Raw genomic sequence first — 17,597 nt, 5'->3', positions numbered from 1 at the left:
TGTACCTTTTCGGCTGCTTAGGAGAGCTCGGCAGCGGCTGCGCGGAGCCGTTCCATGGTGATCTCGCGGCCCAGCAGTTCCATCGACTCGTAGAGCGGCGGACTGATGTGGGATCCGGTCACCGCGACGCGCACGGGGGCGAACGCCTTGTTCGGCTTCAGACCCAGGTCCTCGATGAGCGCGCTCTTGAGCGCCTCTTCGAGCGGGACCGCGGTCCATTCCGAAACGCCTTCCAGCGCCTTTACCGTCGCCTGCAATACCGGGGCGGCATCTTCCTTCAGATTCTTCGCCTTCGCCGCGGGGTCGATAGCGAACTCTTCGGGCTTGATGAACAGGAACTTCAGCAGATCCCAGGCTTCGCTCAACACCTTGATCCGGGTCTGTACGAGATCGGCCGCGGTTTCGAAGAGCTTCTCGTCGATCTCGGCACCGATATGTCCGTGTCCGGTGAGGAACTCACGCAGTCGGTGCGCAAAATCACCGGGGGTCAACCGACGAATATGTTCGCCGTTGAGCGCATCCGCCTTCTTCTGATCGAATCGGGCCGGATTCGAATTCACTTTCGAGATATCGAAGGCGGCGACCATCTCCGTCATCGTGAACAGATCATGATCATCGGCGATGCCCCAGCCGAGCAGCGCCAGATAATTCAGCAAACCCTCCGGAATGAAGCCCCGGTCACGGTGATGGAAGAGATTCGACTCCGGATCACGCTTGGACAACTTCTTGTTGCCCTGACCCATCACGAACGGCAGGTGCCCGAACTCCGGGGTGAACTCCGCAACGCCGATTCGGATCAGCGACTCGTAGAGCGCCAGCTGACGCGGAGTCGATGACAGCAAATCCTCGCCACGCAATACGTGGGTGATCTTCATCATCGCGTCGTCGACCGGGTTGACCAGCGTATAGAGCGGATCACCATTACCGCGGGTGAGCGCGAAATCGGGGACCACGCCCGCGCGGAAGGTGGTCTCACCACGCACCAGGTCGTTCCACGTGAGGTCGTGGGCGGGCATGCGCAGGCGGATCACCGCATTGCGGCCCTCGGCCTTGTACGCGGCGATCTGCTCGGGCGTGAGGTCGCGATCGAAGTTGTCGTAGCCCAGCTTGGGATCCCGGCCCGCGGCCTTGTGACGGGCCTCGACTTCCTCAGGCGTGGAGAAGGATTCGTAGGCCTCTCCGGCCGCGAGCAGGCGCTGCACCACATCGAGATGAATGTCACGCCGCTGCGACTGCCGGTACGGCTCGTAGGGGCCGCCGACCTCCGGGCCCTCGTCCCAGGTGAGGCCGAGCCAGCGCAGGGCGTCGAGGATGGCCGCGTAGGACTCCTCGGAATCGCGTGCGGCGTCGGTGTCTTCGATGCGGAAGACGAAGGTGCCGCCGTGGTGGCGCGCGAAGGCCCAGTTGAACAGGGCGGTGCGGACCAGTCCCACATGCGGGGTGCCGGTGGGAGACGGGCAGAAACGTACCCGGACGTCGGTCATGGCTCTCTCTCGGTTCAGGGTTACCGTGTTCAGCGTTTGGCGGCAACGGGATTGGACAGGGTGCCGATACCGGACACGGTCACCGACACGGTCTGGCCGGCCTGCAGCGGGCCGACGCCCTCCGGGGTGCCGGTGAGGATGACATCGCCGGGGAGCAAGGTCATTACGGTGGTGACCCATTCGATCAGCTTCGGAATATCGTGCAGCAGAAGTGAAGTGCGGCTGCGCTGTTTCACCTGGCCGTCGACCTCGGTGAGGATCTCCAGATCCGAAGGGTCCAGCGAGGTCTCGATCCACGGGCCGAGCGGGCAGAAGGTGTCGTAACCCTTGGCGCGCGTCCACTGGCCGTCGTGGCGCTGCTGATCGCGGGCGGTGACGTCGTTGGCGACGGTGTAGCCCAGGATCACCTCGTTGGCGCGGGCGGCGGGCACGTCCTTGCAGGGGCGGCCGATCACGATCGCCAGCTCGCCCTCGTAGTCCACCTGAGAAGAGCTGGGCGGCAGGATGATCGGCGCGTTGGGGCTCTGGATCGAGGTGCTGGGCTTCATGAAGATGACCGGGTCGGCCGGGGCCGGGCCGCCCATTTCCTCGGCGTGAGCGGCGTAGTTCTTGCCGATGCAGATCACCTTGCTGGCCAGGATCGGGGCCAGCAGGCGGACGTCGGCCAGCGGCCAGCTGCGACCGGTGAAGGTCGGGGTGCCGAACGGATGTTCGGCGATTTCACGGGCGACGGCGGCGGAATCGTCTCCTTCGATGCTGACGAAAGCGACTCCATCTGGGCTGGCAACTCGACCTAGGCGCATGGTTGGCATCCTATCGACCGGCTTCGACCTGCCCGAACGCGCCCGACCGCGGGGCAGGGCGGGTCCACGGCACGGCGGCGTGGCGACGGTCGGGCGGGGCGGTGGGCCGGGCGGCATCTCCGCCCGCATCACCCCGCTCCCATTGTGGAAAGCGCTTATACGCAAGGCAACTCACTTTTCGCCACCCGGCTATCAAGATCGGTAGGCAGGTGTGAGCAAACTGACAGCTCGTCCCGGAAATCGTCTTGCGCCTCAGGTGTACCGTAGGGTCCGATGTTCAAAGAGTAAGACATTGGTTCCACATAGTGAGACGCGAGGTGAGGGTCATGACCACCGTGACACAGATTGGTGCGACACGACGGTGGAGCATGCTGGCCCTCGGCGTCTTCGCGCAGACCTCCACCGCGGTGATGACGAACGGCGCTCCCTTCCTGCTGCCGTCGCTGACCCAGCGCGGAATGTCGCTGGCCACGGCCGGTCTGCTGGTGGCGATGCCGCTGGTCGGACTGTGCTGCACGCTGATCGCGTGGGGCTGGATCGTCGATCACGTGGGCGAGCGCGCGGCCCTGGTGGCCGGTCCCGCGATCATGTTCGTGACCGGCGTCGCGGCCGCCTGTGTGACGAACTACGTTGCGCTGGGGGCATTGCTGTTCCTGGCCGGGGCGGGCGGCGGCAGCACCAACGGGGCCAGCGGACGGGTCATCGTGGGCTGGTTCCCCAAGGATCAGCGCGGACTGGCCATGGGCATCCGGCAGACCGCACAACCGCTGGGTGTGGCCGTCGGCGCCGTGACGATTCCGGCCGTCGCTGCGGCACACGGCTTCTCGATGGCCGTGCTGGTGCCCGCACTGATGGCCGGAGTGGCCGCGATCAGCTGCCTGGTCGGGATTGTGGATCCACCGCGGCCCGAATCCGCCGGGGACACAGGACGTCCCACGAATCCCTACCGGGGCGATTCGACCCTGTTGCGCATCCACGGGGTGTCGATTCTGCTGGTCATCCCCCAGGCCACCATCTGGACGTTCGGTCTGCTGTGGCTGCACCGCGATGTCGGAATGTCGCTGGCGGCAGCGGGTGCGCTGGTCACGGGCACCCAAATCGTGGGCGCGGCAGGACGAATCGGCGCGGGCATCTGGTCGGATCGGGTCGGCAGCCGGCTGCGGCCGCTGCGCACGGTGGCCGTGGCGGCGGTAATCGCCATGTCCGCCTTGGCCGTATCGGCGTGGGCGCACTGGTGGTGGGCGGCCATCCCGATTCTGGTGGTGGCCTCGGCCATCACCGTGGCCGACAACGGCCTGGCCTTCACGGCGGTGGCCGAGATCGCCGGTCCGTACTGGTCGGGGCGCGGGCTGGGCATCCAGAACACCGGGCAGAACCTGGCCGCGGCCGCGATCGCCCCGGCCTTCGGCGCGCTGATCACGGCGTCCGGCTTCCCGATCACCTACGCGCTGGCCGCGCTGGTGGCGCTGGCGGCGGTGCCGCTGGTGCCCAAGGGTTCAGTCTCCTTGGTACCCACCGGTTCCCGGTGAGCTGCTGATCTTCGGCAAATCAGGAAGAGCTGCGCCCGTTAAGTTTTCGCATCCGAATGCAACTATGCGATATGCCTCACTGCCCCAGCAGGTTTGACGAAATCCCCTCTCAGGATGGCATTTCGGTCACGGTTAGGGAACGGGCGAAGGGTGTGACTCGGTCGGCTTTCGATCATCGGAGCACTGGTACGAACCAGTGAATCCCGTTGTCGCCGTCGATATTCGGCCACCGCCACGAACAAGCCCCCGTCCCCGCATCGGCGGGAACGGGGGCTTGACCGTTTTGTCCTACAGCGAGGCGGCGATCCGGTCACCGATCGCCACGGTGGAGGCGGCACCCGAGCGCGACTCCAGATCCTTGGCGACGGCGGTCTCGATGCGCGCGGCCTCCTCGGCCTTGCCGAGATGGTTCAGCAGCAGCGCCACCGACAGAATCGCGGCGGTCGGGTCGGCCTTGGACTGGCCCGCGATGTCCGGGGCGGAACCGTGGACCGGCTCGAACATGGACGGGTTGGTGCCCGAGGCGTCGATATTGCCGGAGGCGGCCAGGCCGATGCCACCGGAGACGGCGGCGGCCAGGTCGGTGATGATGTCGCCGAACAGGTTGTCGGTGACGATCACGTCGAAGCGGCCCGGGTCGGTGACCATGTGGATGGTGGCGGCATCGATGTGCTGGTAGGCGGTTTCGATGTCCGGGTACTCCGCGCCGACCTCGGCGACCGTGCGCGACCACAGCGAACCGGCAAAGGCCAGCACATTGTTCTTGTGCACCAGGGTCAGGTGCTTGCGGCGCTTGCGGGCGGTCTCGTAGGCGTAGCGGACCACGCGCTCGACGCCGAAGCGGGTGTTGGTGGAGACCTCGGTGGCCACCTCGTGCGGGGTGTTGACGCGGATCGCGCCGCCGGTGCCGGTGTAGGGGCCCTCGGTGCCCTCACGCACGACCACGAAGTCGATGTCCGGGTTGGCGGCCAGCGGGCTGGTGACGCCCGGGTACAGCTTGGAGGGGCGCAGGTTCACGTGGTGATCCAGCTCGAAGCGGGTGCGCAGCAGCAGGCCGCGCTCGAGCAGGCCGGACTGCACCGACGGGTCGCCGATCGCGCCCAGCAGGATGGCGTCGTGCTGCTTGAGCTCCGGGATCACGTTGTCCGGGAGGATCTCGCCGGTGGCATGGAACCGCTTGGCTCCCAGGTCGTATTCGGTCTTCTCGACACCGGGCACCACCGTGTCGAGCACCTTGAGGGCCTCGGCGATGACCTCGGGACCGATACCGTCGCCCGGAATGACAGCCAGTTTCATGAAATCCATGCTCCGTTTCGTGATCCGCTCCGCGCTGGCAGGAGACTCCATCGGCCACCATAGCGGGTAGCCCGACAACCCCTTTCACCAGGGCGAATCGCTCCCAACCAGTGAGACGGCCGGAGGCTCGGGACCGCTGGTTAGGGCTGAATTCCCGCCCGGCGGCACTCCTGTTGCACCTTGAGCGAGACCGCGTCCTGCTGCGCGAACACCGTCCGGCACCACTGTTGCGCCTGTTCGCCGCAGGCCCGCTGCTGCTGCCCGCCCATCGTTCCCGCGGAAAGCACTGCGACACAGCCGTTCTCGGAGCGGCTGTAGTCGGGCCGATGATCGAACACCGTCCACAGCACCGTCCCGGCCACGAGCAGCACGGCGACCAGTACGGTTCCGATCATCAGATTGCGCCGCTCCCGCCCGCTGAGCGGCTCGGTGGGCGGCGTCTTTCCACGCATTCACCAATAATCCGCGAGAAACCCGCCCGCCTCACCCGAATCGGGCGCGAAAATCAACTCATGCACGCGTCGTACCCGCTCCACTCGACCGTCCACTGTGTCGTCACCGGACATGGAGCCCACTGGGTTTCGGTCCGCACCGCCTCGGGCCGGTCCGGCACCATCGAGTGCGACCTGCTGCACGAGCGGTCGGGTCCGTGCCGCGGCGGCGAGTGGCCGCGCATCGGCGACCACCTCACCTGCACCGTGCTCGGCTACACCCGCAACGGTTTGATCCGCTTCGGGGCTCCGTCCCCGCTGTGACTCGTCGCCGGTAGGGTTCGGCAGATGTTCGATAATCTCCGACTCGAGCGCAAACTCGTTCGCCTGGAACGCAAGATCGATCTCATCATCGGGCACCTGGGCATCCACGATCCGGCCGGCACCATCGACTACGCCGAGATCGACGAACTGCTGCAGCGCGGCAAGAAGATTCACGCCATCAAGGCCTACCGCGAGCAGAACCCGACGGCCAGCCTGGTCGAGGCCAAGGACATCATCGACGCCCGCTCCGACCGCCGCGACCGCTGATCCACCGATCACACCGACCCTGAACAGCACTGTGCCCCTGCCGTTTTCGACGGCAGGGGCACAGTGTTTCAGACGGTGTGCATCAGCTCAGGTCGACCTGGGCGACCTTCGCGGCACCGACGGCCTCGGTGATCGCGGCCTGGACGTCGGCGGGGACGTCCTTGTTGACGCGGAGGATGACGGTGGCGCCTTCCTGGTCGAGGTCCTGGGTCATCTGGGCGGCCTGGATGTCGATGCCGGCGTCGCCGAGCTTGGTGGCCAGGCGGCCGAGCTGGCCGGGCTTGTCCTCGTAGTTGACGACGGCCAGGTTGAGGCCCTCGGCGCGCATGTCGTAGTTGCGGCCGTTGATGTTGACGATCTTCTGGACCTGGTGCGGCTCGGTCAGGGTGCCGGCCACATTCAGGGTGCGGCCGTCGCCGAACACGGCGCGCAGGTCGACCAGGCTGCGGTGGGTCGGGCTCTCCGAGACGGTGGTGACGGTGGCCTCCAGGCCGCGGTCCTTGGCCAGCGACGGCGCGTTGACGAAGGTGACCGAATCTTCGATCAGCGCCGAGAAGACGCCACGCAGGGCCGAGAGCTCCAGCACCGCAACATCATTGGCGGTCAGCTCGCCGCGCACCTGGACCTCGAGCGAGACCGGCAGCTCGTCGGCGAGGGCACCCAGCAGCGCGCCCTGCTTGCGGACGATCTCCAGCCAGGGGGCGACCTCTTCGGAAACCGAACCGCCGGTGACGTTCACCGCGCCGGGCACGAACTCGCCCGCGAGGGCCAGCTGCACCGACTTGGCGACATCGGTGCCCGCGCGGTCCTGGGCCTCCGCGGTGGAAGCGCCCAGGTGCGGGGTGACGACGACCTGCGGCAGCTCGAACAGCGGGCTGTCGGTCGACGGCTCGGTCTCGAACACGTCGATACCGGCGGCACGCACGTGGCCGGAGGTGATGGCGTCGGCCAGGGCCTGCTCGTCGATCAGACCGCCGCGGGCGGCGTTGACGATGATGACGCCCTTCTTGGTCTTGGCCAGCGTCTCCTTGTTCAGCATGCCCTTGGTCTCAGGAGTCTTGGGCAGGTGAATGGAGATGAAGTCGGCGCGCTCGAGCACCTCGTCCAGGGTCAGCAGCTCGATGCCCAGCTGGGCGGCGCGGGCCGGCGAGGTGTAGGGGTCGTACGCGACGATCTTGGTTTCGAAGGCGGCGAGGCGCTGTGCGAACAGCTGGCCGATGCGGCCCAGGCCGATGACGCCGACGGTCTTGCCGAAGATCTCGACACCGTTGAACTTGCTGCGCTGCCAGGTGTGCTCGCGCAGGGTGGCGTCGGCGGCCGGGATCTGGCGCGCGGCCGAGAGCAGCAGGGTGACGGCGTGCTCGGCGGCGGTGTGGATGTTGGAGGTCGGGGCGTTGACGACCATGACGCCGCGCTCGGTGGCCGCGGGCACATCGACATTGTCGAGGCCGACGCCGGCGCGGGCGACGATCTTGAGGTTCTTGCCGGCCTCGAGCACCTCGGCGTCGACGGTGGTGGCCGAACGCACCAGCAGCGCATCGGCTTCCGGCACGGCCGCGAGCAGCTCGGCGCGGTTGGGGCCGTCGACCCAGCGAACCTCGACGCCGGAGCCCAGCGCGTCGACGGTCGACTGGGCGAGCTTGTCGGCGATCAGAACAACAGGGCGGCCTGCTTGGCTCACGGTGGGGTACTCCTGAGGAAGGGATCCGGACGGTGCATATTCAGTGATTAACGGGCGCTAGCTTAATGGGCTTGGTTTCAAGGTGTTTTACCGCCTGGTAGGCAACCGCCATCAAAGCTGTGAACTGCGGGTTTCCAAACCCGTATATCTAATACGGGGCGGTCGGCCTATTACTTCCGAACGGAATGGCGGAAGCCGGTCCCGGGGTGGTCCGGAACCGGCTTCTGCGCGAGCACGACTCAGGCGGCGACGTCGGCCGACAGCATCAGATCCGCCACCGCGCCGTAGGCCGCGGTCCAGGTCTGCGCGAGTTCCGGCGTCCAGCCGTCGCCCAGGAAGTGCTCGAGGGTGGCGAGCAGCGAGGCGCCCGCCACCGGATAGTGGTCGGCGACGACGCCGAGGCGGGCGTGGTGCGCGCCCAGCTGCTGCACGAAGGACGGATCATCGGCGAGCGTCTGCACATTCGTGACGATCCGGGCCAGACCCGACAGGAAGCGCTCACGCTGCGGGGCCAGGTCCTCGGCGAACATGCCCCGCACCTCGGGGTGCGCGGCGAAGAGGTGGTCGTAGAAGTACTCGACGGCCTCCGGGCCGATCGCGTCGACCTGCTGCCAACTGGACTGCAACGCTTCGATATTCACAGGGTTGTCCCCCAATTCCGTTTCTCGCGTGGGCTGTTGCGATATGTCAGTGCGGTGCTGCGTATTTCAGTGCTGTGCTGCGTGTTCCACGTTCGCGGCCGGTAGGCTTGAGGGGAACGAATCACCGGGCAGCACACCGACGGTGGCTCCCGGCAGCGGCAGCAGTGCCAGCTTGTCGACCTCGATGTTCAAGGTCGCGACAATGGCCTGCAACTGCGACCGCAGCAGCTCGGAGTAGGCGCGCAGCTGCTCGTGGCGCTGATCCTCCAGCTCCGGATCCGGGTAGCCGGCTCGGGTCGAGCCCGCGGAATCCCTTGCCCGCTGCAGCAATTCGCGCTGCTGGGCGCGCGCGACCGACATCAGGTCGCGCGCATGCTGTTCGGCCTGTTCGACAATGGCGTCGGCGGAGAGCTGGGCACGGTTGAGGACGTGCACGGCGCGGGCGCTGATGCCCAGCTCGTCCTTCTCCAGATCGTCCTGCAGCCGGGCGATCTCCCAGTGCGCATTGGCCAGCTGCTGCTGCAGTTCGGCCACCTCACCGGCGGATGCCATGGTCTGCATCTGCATCTGCAGGGCTTCGCTCTTGGCGGCCAGCTGCATGTTCTCCCGTTGCAGCCGAGCCAGTTCCGGGGAATTGCTGGTGAGGGTGAGATTGCGGTTCTCACGGGCCAGCCGGGTCATCGCGGAGCGGACATGCTCGAGGAAGCGGTCGACCTCTTCGGCGTCGTAACCCTTGCGGCCCAGGCGCGCGTTCTTGAAGCGAACGGAACGAATGTCGTCGGGCTTCACATCCATTGGGCCACCTTGTTCCTGTTCGACTCGGCGGGGTTGGCACCCGGCGCCTGTCCGAACGTCTCGAATCTGATTGCGTGGCGCGGCATTCCGGCGGTGGTCAGCGCCGTGACGGTCGCGGCGACCATGGCGGGCGAGCCGCACACCAGCGCGGTGGTGCCGGTCAGATCGCGGCCGCGCGCGGCCACCGCACCGACGGTGCCCTGCACACCGTGGAAGCCGGGATCCTCGGAAACCACCGGGGTATAGGAGAACCAGGGATTGTCGGTGAGCGCGGTGAGGGCCTCGTGGTCGTAGAGGTTCCAGGAGGTGCGCACGCCGTGCAGCAGTTGCACGCGCGGCACCGGCGAGTGCTCGGCCTCCTGCGCGAAGCGGTCGACCAGTGCACGCAGGGGCGCCAGACCCGAGCCGCCCGCGATCAGCAGCAGGTTTTCCACTGCGCCGGAAGGGATCTGGAAGGCGGTGCCGACGGGTGAGCCAAGCCTGACCTGATCGCCGGGGCGGACCTGACGCGCGAAGGTGGTGCTGACCTCGCCGCCGTCGACCACCTGGACGTGCAGGTCGAAGGTGCCGTCGGGGCGCGGGGCGTTGGCGGGCGAGAAGTAGCGCCACAGCCGCGGCCGCTGCGGGATCTCGACGGCCAACGACTGGCCCGCGGCATAGGTGTAGGGCAGGTGCGGGCGCAGCGTGTGCACGGTGACGTCGACGCTGCGGCGTTCGGTGGCGACGATCTCGGCGTCCCACCAGGCCGGAGTGTTGGACGCCTGGTCGGCCGCGTCGATCATGATGTCGGCCACCGCGTAGTAGGCGGCGGTCCAGGTCTGGGCGAGCTCGTCGGTCCAGCGCGGGCCGAGGAAGTGCGCGAGGGTGGCCAGCAGCGAGGCGCCCGCGGCCGGGTAGTGCGCGCCGACCGCGCCGAAGCGGCGGTGGTCACGGCCCAGCTGGGCCACGAATTCCGGGTCGGCGGCCAGGGTTTCGACATTGCTGACGATGCGGCCCAGGGCGGCGAAGAACTTCTCGCGCTGCCCGGTCATCCGGATGGGGAACATCTCGCGCACCTCGGGGTGCGCCAGGAACAGGTGCGCGTAGAAGTACTGGACGGCCTCGTCGCCGACGCGCTCGACCAGCCGCCAACTGCTCTGCAGTGCCTCGACGTTCATGTGGACACCAACACTCGAACACTCCCTCTGGACACGACCATGTCCGCATCATCAGTGCGAGTGAGTCATGGACGACCGTCCGGATGCGGCAAACATAGGGCATTGCCGTGGGCGTGTCTAAACGAAAGTGCGACACCGAATTTCAGCTAACGCGCAGCGAATTGCGCGTCCGATGTGGGGAATTTACGGCGATGGAGACGCCGGTCACAGATAGCCGAAAGCCCGGCGTCGGAGCTACGGAGTCCGAGGCCGGGCTTTCGAAAGTCGAATCAATCGACAGTCAGCGGCAATCAGCCACCGAAGGAACCGGTCCACAGGGTGTTCAGGATGCCGGAAAGGGCAGCCGAGCCGGTGTTCAGCAGGCCATTGAGAGCAGCGGAACCGGTGTCGATGATAACGGGGATCATGAAATTACCTCTTCGAGTATTCGAGTCGAACTTCTTGACATGAAGCGTATCGGGCGGGTTTCGGGGCTCGTTACGGGGATTAACGCTATGTGACGGGCGTCACGTATCAATAAATCTGTGGCCTCGTTCATATCGATGTCGAATTCCCGCCATATAACGCACCCATCACGCCCCTATTTCTGGGGGCTTAACACACGAAAAACGCGTGGACCGGTGGGATCTCGGGCACTACGGTCGGCTGCCATGACCCTGCGTTCGATCCCCGCTTCCATGGACCCGGCGGTGGTCGCCACGATCGACGGCGAGCTGGACCGGATCGTGCGCGAACACCGCGTCGACATGCTGCTCGCCATCGAGAGCGGCAGCCGCGCCTGGGGGTTCCCCTCCCCCGATTCCGACTACGACTGCCGTTTCGTCTACCTGCGCCCGCTGGACGACTACCTCACCCCCTGGCCCGGCCGGGACGTGATCGAGACGCCACTGGTCGGTCTGCTGGATGTCAACGGCTGGGATCTGCTGAAGGCGCTGCGGCTGCTGGTGAACGGCAACGCGGTACTGATCGAATGGCTGATGTCACCCATCGTCTACCGCGGTGACGCGCAATTCCGCGACGAATTGCGAGCCCTCGCCGACGAGGTCGCCGACCGCAATCGGGTGGCCCGGCACTACCTGCACCTGGGCCGCCGCCAGTGGCAGTTGTTCGACTCGAATCGGTCGTTGAAAAAGGTGTTCTATTCGCTGCGACCGGCCATGGCATTGCGCTGGCTGCACGAACACCCGGACAATGCGGTGGCACCGATGCATGTGCCGACTTTGTTGGCGGAATGCGAGCTGCCGAAAGATTTCATCGACTCCGTCGCGGAATTGACGGAATTGAAGTCGCGCACCCGGGAAATGGGCTCGGGAGAAGTGCCCGCACCGATCGCGGAATTCATCTCCACCGAGTTCGAGCGGGCCGCAGTGGAATTCGTGCGCGACGAGCCGGCCCAGCGGCAACATGCACAGGCTCTATCAACCGAATTCTTCCGCCGCCGGTTGCGCGGCTGAGAGAATCCATCGAGCATCACCCCGCGGTGGCCGGTACCCCGGCCGCCGCGGCGCTGCGTTCGCTAGTGTTCGACCTTCGCCGCGACCCACACCGCGACGGCTTCCGGCCCCTGCTTGGTGGTGCGGATCTCGAACTCCACCCGCTGCCCCTCGAGCAGCGATCGGAAGCCCTGCCCCTGCACTGCGGTGTATTCCACGAACACGTCCGGCCCGCCGTCATCAGCGCTCAGGAAACCGAAGCCCTTCTCGCTGTCGAACCATTTCACCGTGCCGCGCACCATTACCAACCTTCTCGAACCGTTCGGCTGCTTTCCACGTCCCCGCACGTGCCGCGGTCCATGGTGTCACGGCCGCGCTCCGAACGGTCGGCCACCTACAAGCGGCCTCGACTACTAATCGAACAAACCGGCCTCGACGCATCACTGGTCCGACGCCCAGCACCGTCGAATTCACCCGAGCGGGAAGATATATCTTCGCGCAGGGGGTCTCGGGGAGGGGTGGTGCCCGGGCTGCCCCTCGGATGGCCCGGGCACCGGGACCCGCGCTGGGCACCGGCGCGTCTTTCGGGTCGTGCTCGCTTCGGCCCGGCGCTGGCGGTGCGGCGCGGGTGGTTTCAGCCTGCGCGGATGTCGCGGGTGGGTGTTTCCTCCTCGGGGCTGGCACCGCGCATGGCGTAGACGCGTTCGAGGAAGTCGCGGTGGGCGCGCAGGCTGGAGTCGAGCAGTTCGCGCCAGGTGCGGCGGTCCACTCGCTGGTCGCTCACCAGGGAGGAGAGCGAGGCGGGGCCGAGCCTGTCGATGTGGTCGACGATGAAAGTCAGTCGGCGGCGCGGGAATTGGGCGCCGATCCGCGGGTTGTCGTCGAGGAAATGGTCGAGTTCGTAGAGGTAGTTGACGGCGCGGTTGTACTCCTCGTCGGTGAGGTGGTAGTCCATGCGCTTGATCTCGACGATCCACAGTTCGCCGGAGTCGTGCAGCAGGACGAAGTCGGGTTCGCGCTTCGGGCTACCGATGGTGGAGGTGACCAGCGGGGAGCCGAATTTCTGGGTGTACCAGCGTTCGAAGCTGGCCCGCACGCGCTTGAGGGATTCGTTCATGCCCAGCGGCGTCCACTCGGGGGCGAGCAGCCAGGGGGCGCTTTCGATGAGCTCCTGGAAGGGACGTTCCAGGGAGCGGCGGTCGTCGATGAGGGCACGCAGGCGGGCGACCACGGCGACCCGCTCGCTGGCGATCTGGCCCAGCGAGTAGATCTCGGCGACCCGGGCCCGCTCGAACAGCGCGACCACGACGTCCAATTCGGGATCGCCCTCTTCCTCGGCGATCTCCTTGAGGGTGTCGAGCAGGCTGCGCTGCGGACCCAGCGACAGTGCCAGCCGCAGCATGTTCTGGATGTGCGCCGGATCGTCGAGCGACGCACGATCCTTGTGCGCCACCAGGATTCGCGCGGCATCCAGCACCGAATCACGGAACAGCCGGTCGCCGGGGGCGATGGCGTCGAGGGTCTCGTGGATGCGGGAACGCTCCACGAACTCCTCCCAGACCCGGCGGCGAATGGATTTCTCACCGAGCCGACCGATCTCCTTGATCAGCGCCCGGCCCCACAGGGCGAGCGCCTCGCCGCGCGGGGAGTTCCACATGATGTCCTGGCGGTCGGAGCGGACCAGGTCGTCGTCATCGTCGAGCCAGTCCACATTGATCGCGCCGACCAGGTAGGAGCGCAGTTTGAACTCTCCGGTGAATCCGGCGGAGATGCCGAAATCCCGTGTCTGAGCGACGATCTTGCCGCGGGCGTAAATGCGAACTCCAGCCATGGCATCGTCGCGGTACGGCTGTTTGGAGTAGGCGATCCATCCGGTCAGGGGCAGGAACTGCCGCCCGAATCGCACCGGCACCCGGCTGACATCGACGCGCGTCTCCTCCATCACGTCGATGGGCAGCTGGCTGAGGATGAAGCTCTCCTGCCCGATGGTGTTGCGCACCTCCACCCGCCAGTCGGCCCGCTCGATGCCGAAGCGGGCGGCCAGCTGACGGTTCAGCTCGGTACCTGTATTCACCCGCTTGCGAAGGAAATTGCGCAGGATGATGGTGGTCCCGCGCTTGGACGTGAAGGTGCCGTCCAGCTGCCCGGGTCGCGGGAAGTAGTCGCTCTCGGTGTCGGAGAGCATGTCGTCGAGATCCATCACGATGTGAGAGACGTTCCAGCCCAACGGGGTCCGGTCGTCATCACGGCTGCCCGCGGTGATCACCTCGATGGTGCGGCAGATCCCGAACGCGGCCAGCTTCCCGATGCCCTTGCGCCCCATGACCGGCCGCCGCCGCTCCCGGGACAGATCCGAGCCGGTGCGCACGCGCCGGTCGGAGCCCACCATCAGATAGTGCTCGTTGATCTCGTCGGCGGTCATGCCGTGCCCGTTGTCGGACACGACGATCTCGTAGGCGGGTTCGTCTGCGGCCCGGACGGTTCCGGCCAGCATCGCACCCCACGGCAGCACGACCTCCACCTCGGTGGCGTCGGCGTCGTAGGAATTGGCGATGAGTTCGGCCAGAACCGCCGAAACCCTGTCGTAGAGCCGGATACCGAGCTTGTCGATCGCCAGCCGGCTGATGCGCATGGTGTACTTGTGGTCATCGCGATCGTGCGCGGCCACATGCACTTCCGGGTACATGGAAGGCCCCTTTGCCCTTCGAGTAGCCTTCGTTCAGCTACCTCTGAATTCGATGCAACGCCGATTGATTAACGAGGGGCTGAACATTTACAGACCGCTTGGTCACAGTGTGATTCCGGGATTCACCGACCGATAGCCCACGGCAACGGCAAGGTCTCGGTTATCTCCGCGACGGTGCGAATGCCCTTTTGCAGCCGCCCCGGATGTTGGACCGCAGTTCCGAAGCCGCTCACAATCTCCCGCCGAGACCCTGCGAATTCCGGGTCTGCCGCAGCCTTCCCGAGCCGCCACGCGCCGGTCGGGACCGTCCTCACGATCCGCTCATGGTGCGCTGGGCACGATGCGGGTATGACGACCGCATTCGCCGTGCCTGCGCGGCCACCGACCGCGTCCCGGCTGGCCGGGATCGATGCCGCACGCGGGATTGCGGTGCTGGGCATGATCACTGTGCATGTCGGGGTGCTGCGGGAGTTGGCGTGGACCGACCCGGGTAGTTGGCTCGGGGTGGCGGCGGGGCGGTCGTCTATCTTGTTCGCGACCTTGGCCGGGGTGTCGATCGCACTGTTGAGTGGGCGGCAGCGGCCGCCGAGCGGGGCGGAGCTGGTCGGGGTGCGGCTGCGAATTCTGGTGCGCGCCTTGGTGTTGTTCGCGCTGGGTGGGCTGTTGACGATGCTGGATACCGGGATCTCGGTGATCCTGCAGACCTATGCGCTGTTGTTCGCGTGCTGCTTGCCGTTTCTGAACTGGTCGCCGCGGCGGCTGCTGATGCTGGCGGCCGGCTGGGCGATGGTCGCGCCGCCGCTGACGGTGTGGCTGGGCACGCTGGTGCCGTCGAGCTGTGATCCGATGGCGGCGGAATGCTCCGGGGCGCAGGTGACCGATCTGGCGATCACCGGTGATTATCCGGGGCTGGTGTGGATCACCTTCGCGCTCATCGGACTTGCGGTGGGGCGAAGCGATCTGACCGCGCGGGTGACCCGCATGCGGATGCTCGCGGCGGGCGTGCCGATGATGGTGCTCGGCTACGGAGGGGCGTGGCTGCTGGGTCGCTTCGGCGATGTCGCTCCCAACGAGTGGGCTCGATTGCGCACGGCCGAAGCGCATTCCGGCTCGACATTCGAGATCGTGGGGTCGGTGGGGTTCGCGCTGACGGTGATCGCCGTACTGCTCCTCGCCGCGAATCGGTTGCACCACATCCTGTTCCCCGTCATCGCCGTCGGAACCCTGCCGTTGACGGTGTATTCGGCGCACATCATCGCGGTGTGGCTGCTCGGCGACATGGTGGCGGAATCCTCCGGCAATGCCCTGCTGGTCGTCTTCCTCGCGGTCACCATCGCGGCGTCGACGCTGTGGGTGCTGACCGTGGGTCGGGGGCCGTTGGAGCGCGGGATGTCCTGGTTGTCGGATCGGGCCACTGCGGGGCGGGCTGTCGCGATTGGATGACAGTCCGGTCGGTACCGGGCAGAATGCGGGACGGCGCGGCCGGGTCCGGCCGGCCGCGACGTGAGACAAGGGGATTCGGGTGCCCAGCAGTCAGATGATCGCCGCACGTCAGCGCTTCTTCGGCGAGGACGCCGTGGATCCGGCCACCGGTGCGGTGCGCGACGATCGAGTGCTGGTGTCCTGGTTCGGGTGCGCGAGTTTCGCGGTCGCCCTGGGCGGGGTGGTGTTCCTGCTGGACGCGTGGGTGCCGCGCGGCGCGACCTCTGGGTATGTGCCGACCTCGCCGGAGGAGGTGGCCGCGCTGGCGCCGGTCGCGATCTTCATCGGGCACGGGCATTTCGACCACGCCGCCGATGCCGGGACGATCGCGCGGGCCAGTGGCGCGGTGGTGCACGGCACCGCGGAGCACTGCGCGACGGTCCGCAAGCAGGTGGCCGGGTCCGAATTGTCTTGTAAGGAACTGGGTTCCAGCACTTCCGCGCCGGGTGAGCGGCACGATTTCGAACTCGCCCCGGGGCTGTCGGTCACGGCCGTCCGGCACATCCACTCCGCACGCACGCCGCGACACGAGGGGCACGATGCCTCGAGTCCCGTGCGGCCGCGGCCGTGCCTGTGCGACATTCGCACGTACCCACCGAATCTGACCGATGCCGGTCATCTGGCGCGCAATCTGTTCGCGCCCGAAGGCGGGGTGCTGCTGTACCAGTTCCGGCTCGGCGAGTTCGTGCTGACCTGGCATGATTCGTCCGGCCCGCTGTTGGACAAGGCTCCCGGCGTGCTGGATGTGCTGCGCGGCCTGCCCGCCTCGGACGTGCATATCGGCGCGGTGCAGGGCTTCAATCAGTTCACCAACGGGCTGCGTGATCCGCGCAGTTATGTCGAGGCGCTGCGGCCGAAGGTGTTCGTGCCCAACCATCACGACAACTGGCTGCCGGTGATGACCGCGCGCGGCGAGGCATTCCGCACCCCTGTGCACGAGGAACTGGCCCGGATCCCCGAGGCGCAGCGACCCGAGATCCGCATGCTGCTCGACCGCGACGACTACCTCGCGCCGGGCTGCCTGGCTTTCGACCTGCCGAAATCCTGAGCGCCACCGCCTGATTCAGGCGATCATTCCGGGTCCCGCTTCCGGGGCGACGTCACGTGCGGTGAGTTCCTTTCCGCACGAATCACATTCGAGATGCACGTGCGCCTCGCCCGGGCAGTCGCGATGCCGGTAGTAGACCGGCGGCCCGTCCGGGGCCATGTGGGTGTCGCCCCAGTCCCGGAAGGCCATGAGGATCGGGTACACGTCGTGCCCCTTGGCGGTGAGCCGGTACTCCGCGTAGGTGCCGGTCTCGGTCGGCTGCTTGGCCAGAATCCCGTGCTCCACCAGGCGATCCAGCCGATCCTGCAGCCGGCCGCGGGAGATGCCGAGGTACGCCTGGAAGCCGTTGAAGCGGCGCACCCCGGAGAAGGCCGCCTTGAGGATGAGCAGTGTCCACCGGTCGCCGAAGACCACCAGCGCCCGGGTGATCGAGCACGGCTCGTCGGAAAGTTCCTCGTACCGCATCTTCCGATCCTACCCATCTGGTCCTAATATGAGACTGCATTGGAGCGGTCTCGAAATGGGACCACATTCGGAGGG

Annotated in this window: 17 protein-coding genes; 6 read left to right on the top strand and 11 right to left on the bottom strand. The window is 66.7% G+C overall.

What is annotated here, in order from left to right:
* Positions 1–17: 17 nt before the first annotated feature.
* Together gltX and ACYVN4_RS31280 are read right to left on the bottom strand one after the other, a co-directional pair.
* Positions 18–1,484, bottom strand: coding sequence for a glutamate--tRNA ligase (gene gltX, locus ACYVN4_RS31285; RefSeq protein ID WP_460725588.1), 1,467 nt, complete (start codon positions 1,482–1,484; stop codon positions 18–20).
* 29 nt (positions 1,485–1,513) lie between these two features.
* On the bottom strand, positions 1,514–2,287 hold the full coding sequence (locus ACYVN4_RS31280) for a fumarylacetoacetate hydrolase family protein (protein WP_460725587.1): 774 nt from the start codon (positions 2,285–2,287) through the stop codon (positions 1,514–1,516).
* A 326-nt stretch (positions 2,288–2,613) separates the two neighbouring features.
* On the opposite strand from ACYVN4_RS31280, the gene ACYVN4_RS31275 reads away from it, so the two are divergent.
* Positions 2,614–3,816, top strand: coding sequence for an MFS transporter (locus ACYVN4_RS31275; RefSeq protein WP_460725586.1), 1,203 nt, complete (start codon positions 2,614–2,616; stop codon positions 3,814–3,816).
* Positions 3,817–4,104: 288 nt separating this feature from the next.
* Here ACYVN4_RS31275 and ACYVN4_RS31270 read toward each other — a convergent pair whose 3' ends face one another.
* Together ACYVN4_RS31270 and ACYVN4_RS31265 are read right to left on the bottom strand one after the other, a co-directional pair.
* Positions 4,105–5,112 carry a 3-isopropylmalate dehydrogenase gene (locus ACYVN4_RS31270; protein ID WP_379364642.1) on the bottom strand — a complete coding sequence of 336 codons (1,008 nt, stop codon included), beginning with the start codon at positions 5,110–5,112 and terminating at the stop codon, positions 4,105–4,107.
* A gap of 140 nt (positions 5,113–5,252) precedes the next feature.
* Positions 5,253–5,564 carry a hypothetical protein gene (locus tag ACYVN4_RS31265; RefSeq protein WP_460725585.1) on the bottom strand — a complete coding sequence of 104 codons (312 nt, stop codon included), beginning with the start codon at positions 5,562–5,564 and terminating at the stop codon, positions 5,253–5,255.
* Between the two features lie 60 nt (positions 5,565–5,624).
* On the opposite strand from ACYVN4_RS31265, the gene ACYVN4_RS31260 reads away from it, so the two are divergent.
* The gene (locus tag ACYVN4_RS31260; protein WP_460725584.1) at positions 5,625–5,867 is read left to right on the top strand and encodes a hypothetical protein; all 243 of its coding nucleotides are present in this window, start codon (positions 5,625–5,627) and stop codon (positions 5,865–5,867) included.
* Between the two features lie 24 nt (positions 5,868–5,891).
* Complete coding sequence (locus tag ACYVN4_RS31255) at positions 5,892–6,134, top strand: hypothetical protein (protein WP_460725583.1); 243 nt, start codon at positions 5,892–5,894, stop codon at positions 6,132–6,134.
* Between the two features lie 82 nt (positions 6,135–6,216).
* Here the strand turns inward: ACYVN4_RS31255 and serA are convergent, their stop codons facing one another.
* The 4 genes from serA to ACYVN4_RS31235 all read right to left on the bottom strand — a co-directional run bounded on the left by serA (position 6,217) and on the right by ACYVN4_RS31235 (position 10,408).
* The gene (gene serA / locus ACYVN4_RS31250) at positions 6,217–7,815 is read right to left on the bottom strand and encodes a phosphoglycerate dehydrogenase (RefSeq protein ID WP_460725582.1); all 1,599 of its coding nucleotides are present in this window, start codon (positions 7,813–7,815) and stop codon (positions 6,217–6,219) included.
* Between the two features lie 239 nt (positions 7,816–8,054).
* The gene (locus ACYVN4_RS31245) at positions 8,055–8,456 is read right to left on the bottom strand and encodes a globin domain-containing protein (RefSeq protein WP_460725581.1); all 402 of its coding nucleotides are present in this window, start codon (positions 8,454–8,456) and stop codon (positions 8,055–8,057) included.
* Between the two features lie 66 nt (positions 8,457–8,522).
* A complete protein-coding gene (locus ACYVN4_RS31240) occupies positions 8,523–9,251 on the bottom strand; it encodes a DivIVA domain-containing protein (RefSeq protein WP_460725580.1) in 729 nt (242 codons plus the stop codon).
* A complete protein-coding gene (locus ACYVN4_RS31235; protein ID WP_460725579.1) occupies positions 9,242–10,408 on the bottom strand; it encodes a globin domain-containing protein in 1,167 nt (388 codons plus the stop codon). The genes ACYVN4_RS31240 and ACYVN4_RS31235 overlap by 10 nt, the downstream gene beginning before the upstream one ends.
* 650 nt (positions 10,409–11,058) lie before the next feature.
* Between ACYVN4_RS31235 and ACYVN4_RS31230 the strand changes: the two genes are divergently transcribed.
* Entirely contained in the window at positions 11,059–11,862 is an 804-nt protein-coding gene (locus ACYVN4_RS31230; RefSeq protein WP_460725578.1) for a nucleotidyltransferase domain-containing protein, read from the top strand.
* Between the two features lie 62 nt (positions 11,863–11,924).
* Here ACYVN4_RS31230 and ACYVN4_RS31225 read toward each other — a convergent pair whose 3' ends face one another.
* Positions 11,925–12,143, bottom strand: coding sequence for a cold-shock protein (locus tag ACYVN4_RS31225; RefSeq protein ID WP_460725577.1), 219 nt, complete (start codon positions 12,141–12,143; stop codon positions 11,925–11,927).
* A 332-nt stretch (positions 12,144–12,475) separates the two neighbouring features.
* Positions 12,476–14,527: an ATP-binding protein gene (locus tag ACYVN4_RS31220; protein ID WP_460725576.1), complete on the bottom strand. Its 2,052-nt coding sequence runs from the start codon at positions 14,525–14,527 to the stop codon at positions 12,476–12,478.
* Positions 14,528–14,875: 348 nt separating this feature from the next.
* Here ACYVN4_RS31220 and ACYVN4_RS31215 point away from each other — a divergent pair, with 348 nt between their 5' ends.
* Both ACYVN4_RS31215 and ACYVN4_RS31210 read left to right on the top strand, forming a co-directional pair.
* Positions 14,876–15,970 carry a heparan-alpha-glucosaminide N-acetyltransferase domain-containing protein gene (locus ACYVN4_RS31215; RefSeq protein ID WP_460725575.1) on the top strand — a complete coding sequence of 365 codons (1,095 nt, stop codon included), beginning with the start codon at positions 14,876–14,878 and terminating at the stop codon, positions 15,968–15,970.
* A 79-nt stretch (positions 15,971–16,049) separates the two neighbouring features.
* Positions 16,050–17,057 (top strand): MBL fold metallo-hydrolase, encoded by a 1,008-nt coding sequence (locus ACYVN4_RS31210; RefSeq protein ID WP_460725574.1) that lies wholly within the window; start codon positions 16,050–16,052, stop codon positions 17,055–17,057.
* A 15-nt stretch (positions 17,058–17,072) separates the two neighbouring features.
* On the opposite strand, the gene ACYVN4_RS31205 is transcribed toward ACYVN4_RS31210, so the two are convergent.
* Positions 17,073–17,522, bottom strand: a complete 450-nt coding sequence (locus ACYVN4_RS31205) for a winged helix-turn-helix transcriptional regulator (protein WP_460725573.1) — start codon at positions 17,520–17,522, stop codon at positions 17,073–17,075.
* Positions 17,523–17,597 lie beyond the last annotated feature (75 nt).

This window comes from Nocardia heshunensis (assembly GCF_054782115.1).
The sequence above is the reverse complement of the archived record's forward strand: the minus strand, read 5'-3'. Positions and strand labels throughout refer to the sequence as shown.

Bases quoted from the DNA above. Each gene is read 5' to 3' on its own strand.
- gltX (WP_460725588.1), bottom strand. From the start codon at position 1,484: ATGACCGACGTCCGGGTACGTTTCTGCCCGTCTCCCACCGGCACCCCG.
- ACYVN4_RS31280 (WP_460725587.1), bottom strand. From the start codon at position 2,287: ATGCGCCTAGGTCGAGTTGCCAGCCCAGATGGAGTCGCTTTCGTCAGC.
- ACYVN4_RS31275 (WP_460725586.1), top strand. From the start codon at position 2,614: ATGACCACCGTGACACAGATTGGTGCGACACGACGGTGGAGCATGCTG.
- ACYVN4_RS31270 (WP_379364642.1), bottom strand. From the start codon at position 5,112: ATGAAACTGGCTGTCATTCCGGGCGACGGTATCGGTCCCGAGGTCATC.
- ACYVN4_RS31265 (WP_460725585.1), bottom strand. From the start codon at position 5,564: ATGCGTGGAAAGACGCCGCCCACCGAGCCGCTCAGCGGGCGGGAGCGG.
- ACYVN4_RS31260 (WP_460725584.1), top strand. From the start codon at position 5,625: ATGCACGCGTCGTACCCGCTCCACTCGACCGTCCACTGTGTCGTCACC.
- ACYVN4_RS31255 (WP_460725583.1), top strand. From the start codon at position 5,892: ATGTTCGATAATCTCCGACTCGAGCGCAAACTCGTTCGCCTGGAACGC.
- ACYVN4_RS31240 (WP_460725580.1), bottom strand. From the start codon at position 9,251: ATGGATGTGAAGCCCGACGACATTCGTTCCGTTCGCTTCAAGAACGCG.
- ACYVN4_RS31235 (WP_460725579.1), bottom strand. From the start codon at position 10,408: ATGAACGTCGAGGCACTGCAGAGCAGTTGGCGGCTGGTCGAGCGCGTC.
- ACYVN4_RS31230 (WP_460725578.1), top strand. From the start codon at position 11,059: ATGACCCTGCGTTCGATCCCCGCTTCCATGGACCCGGCGGTGGTCGCC.
- ACYVN4_RS31225 (WP_460725577.1), bottom strand. From the start codon at position 12,143: ATGGTGCGCGGCACGGTGAAATGGTTCGACAGCGAGAAGGGCTTCGGT.
- ACYVN4_RS31220 (WP_460725576.1), bottom strand. From the start codon at position 14,527: ATGTACCCGGAAGTGCATGTGGCCGCGCACGATCGCGATGACCACAAG.
- ACYVN4_RS31215 (WP_460725575.1), top strand. From the start codon at position 14,876: ATGACGACCGCATTCGCCGTGCCTGCGCGGCCACCGACCGCGTCCCGG.
- ACYVN4_RS31205 (WP_460725573.1), bottom strand. From the start codon at position 17,522: ATGCGGTACGAGGAACTTTCCGACGAGCCGTGCTCGATCACCCGGGCG.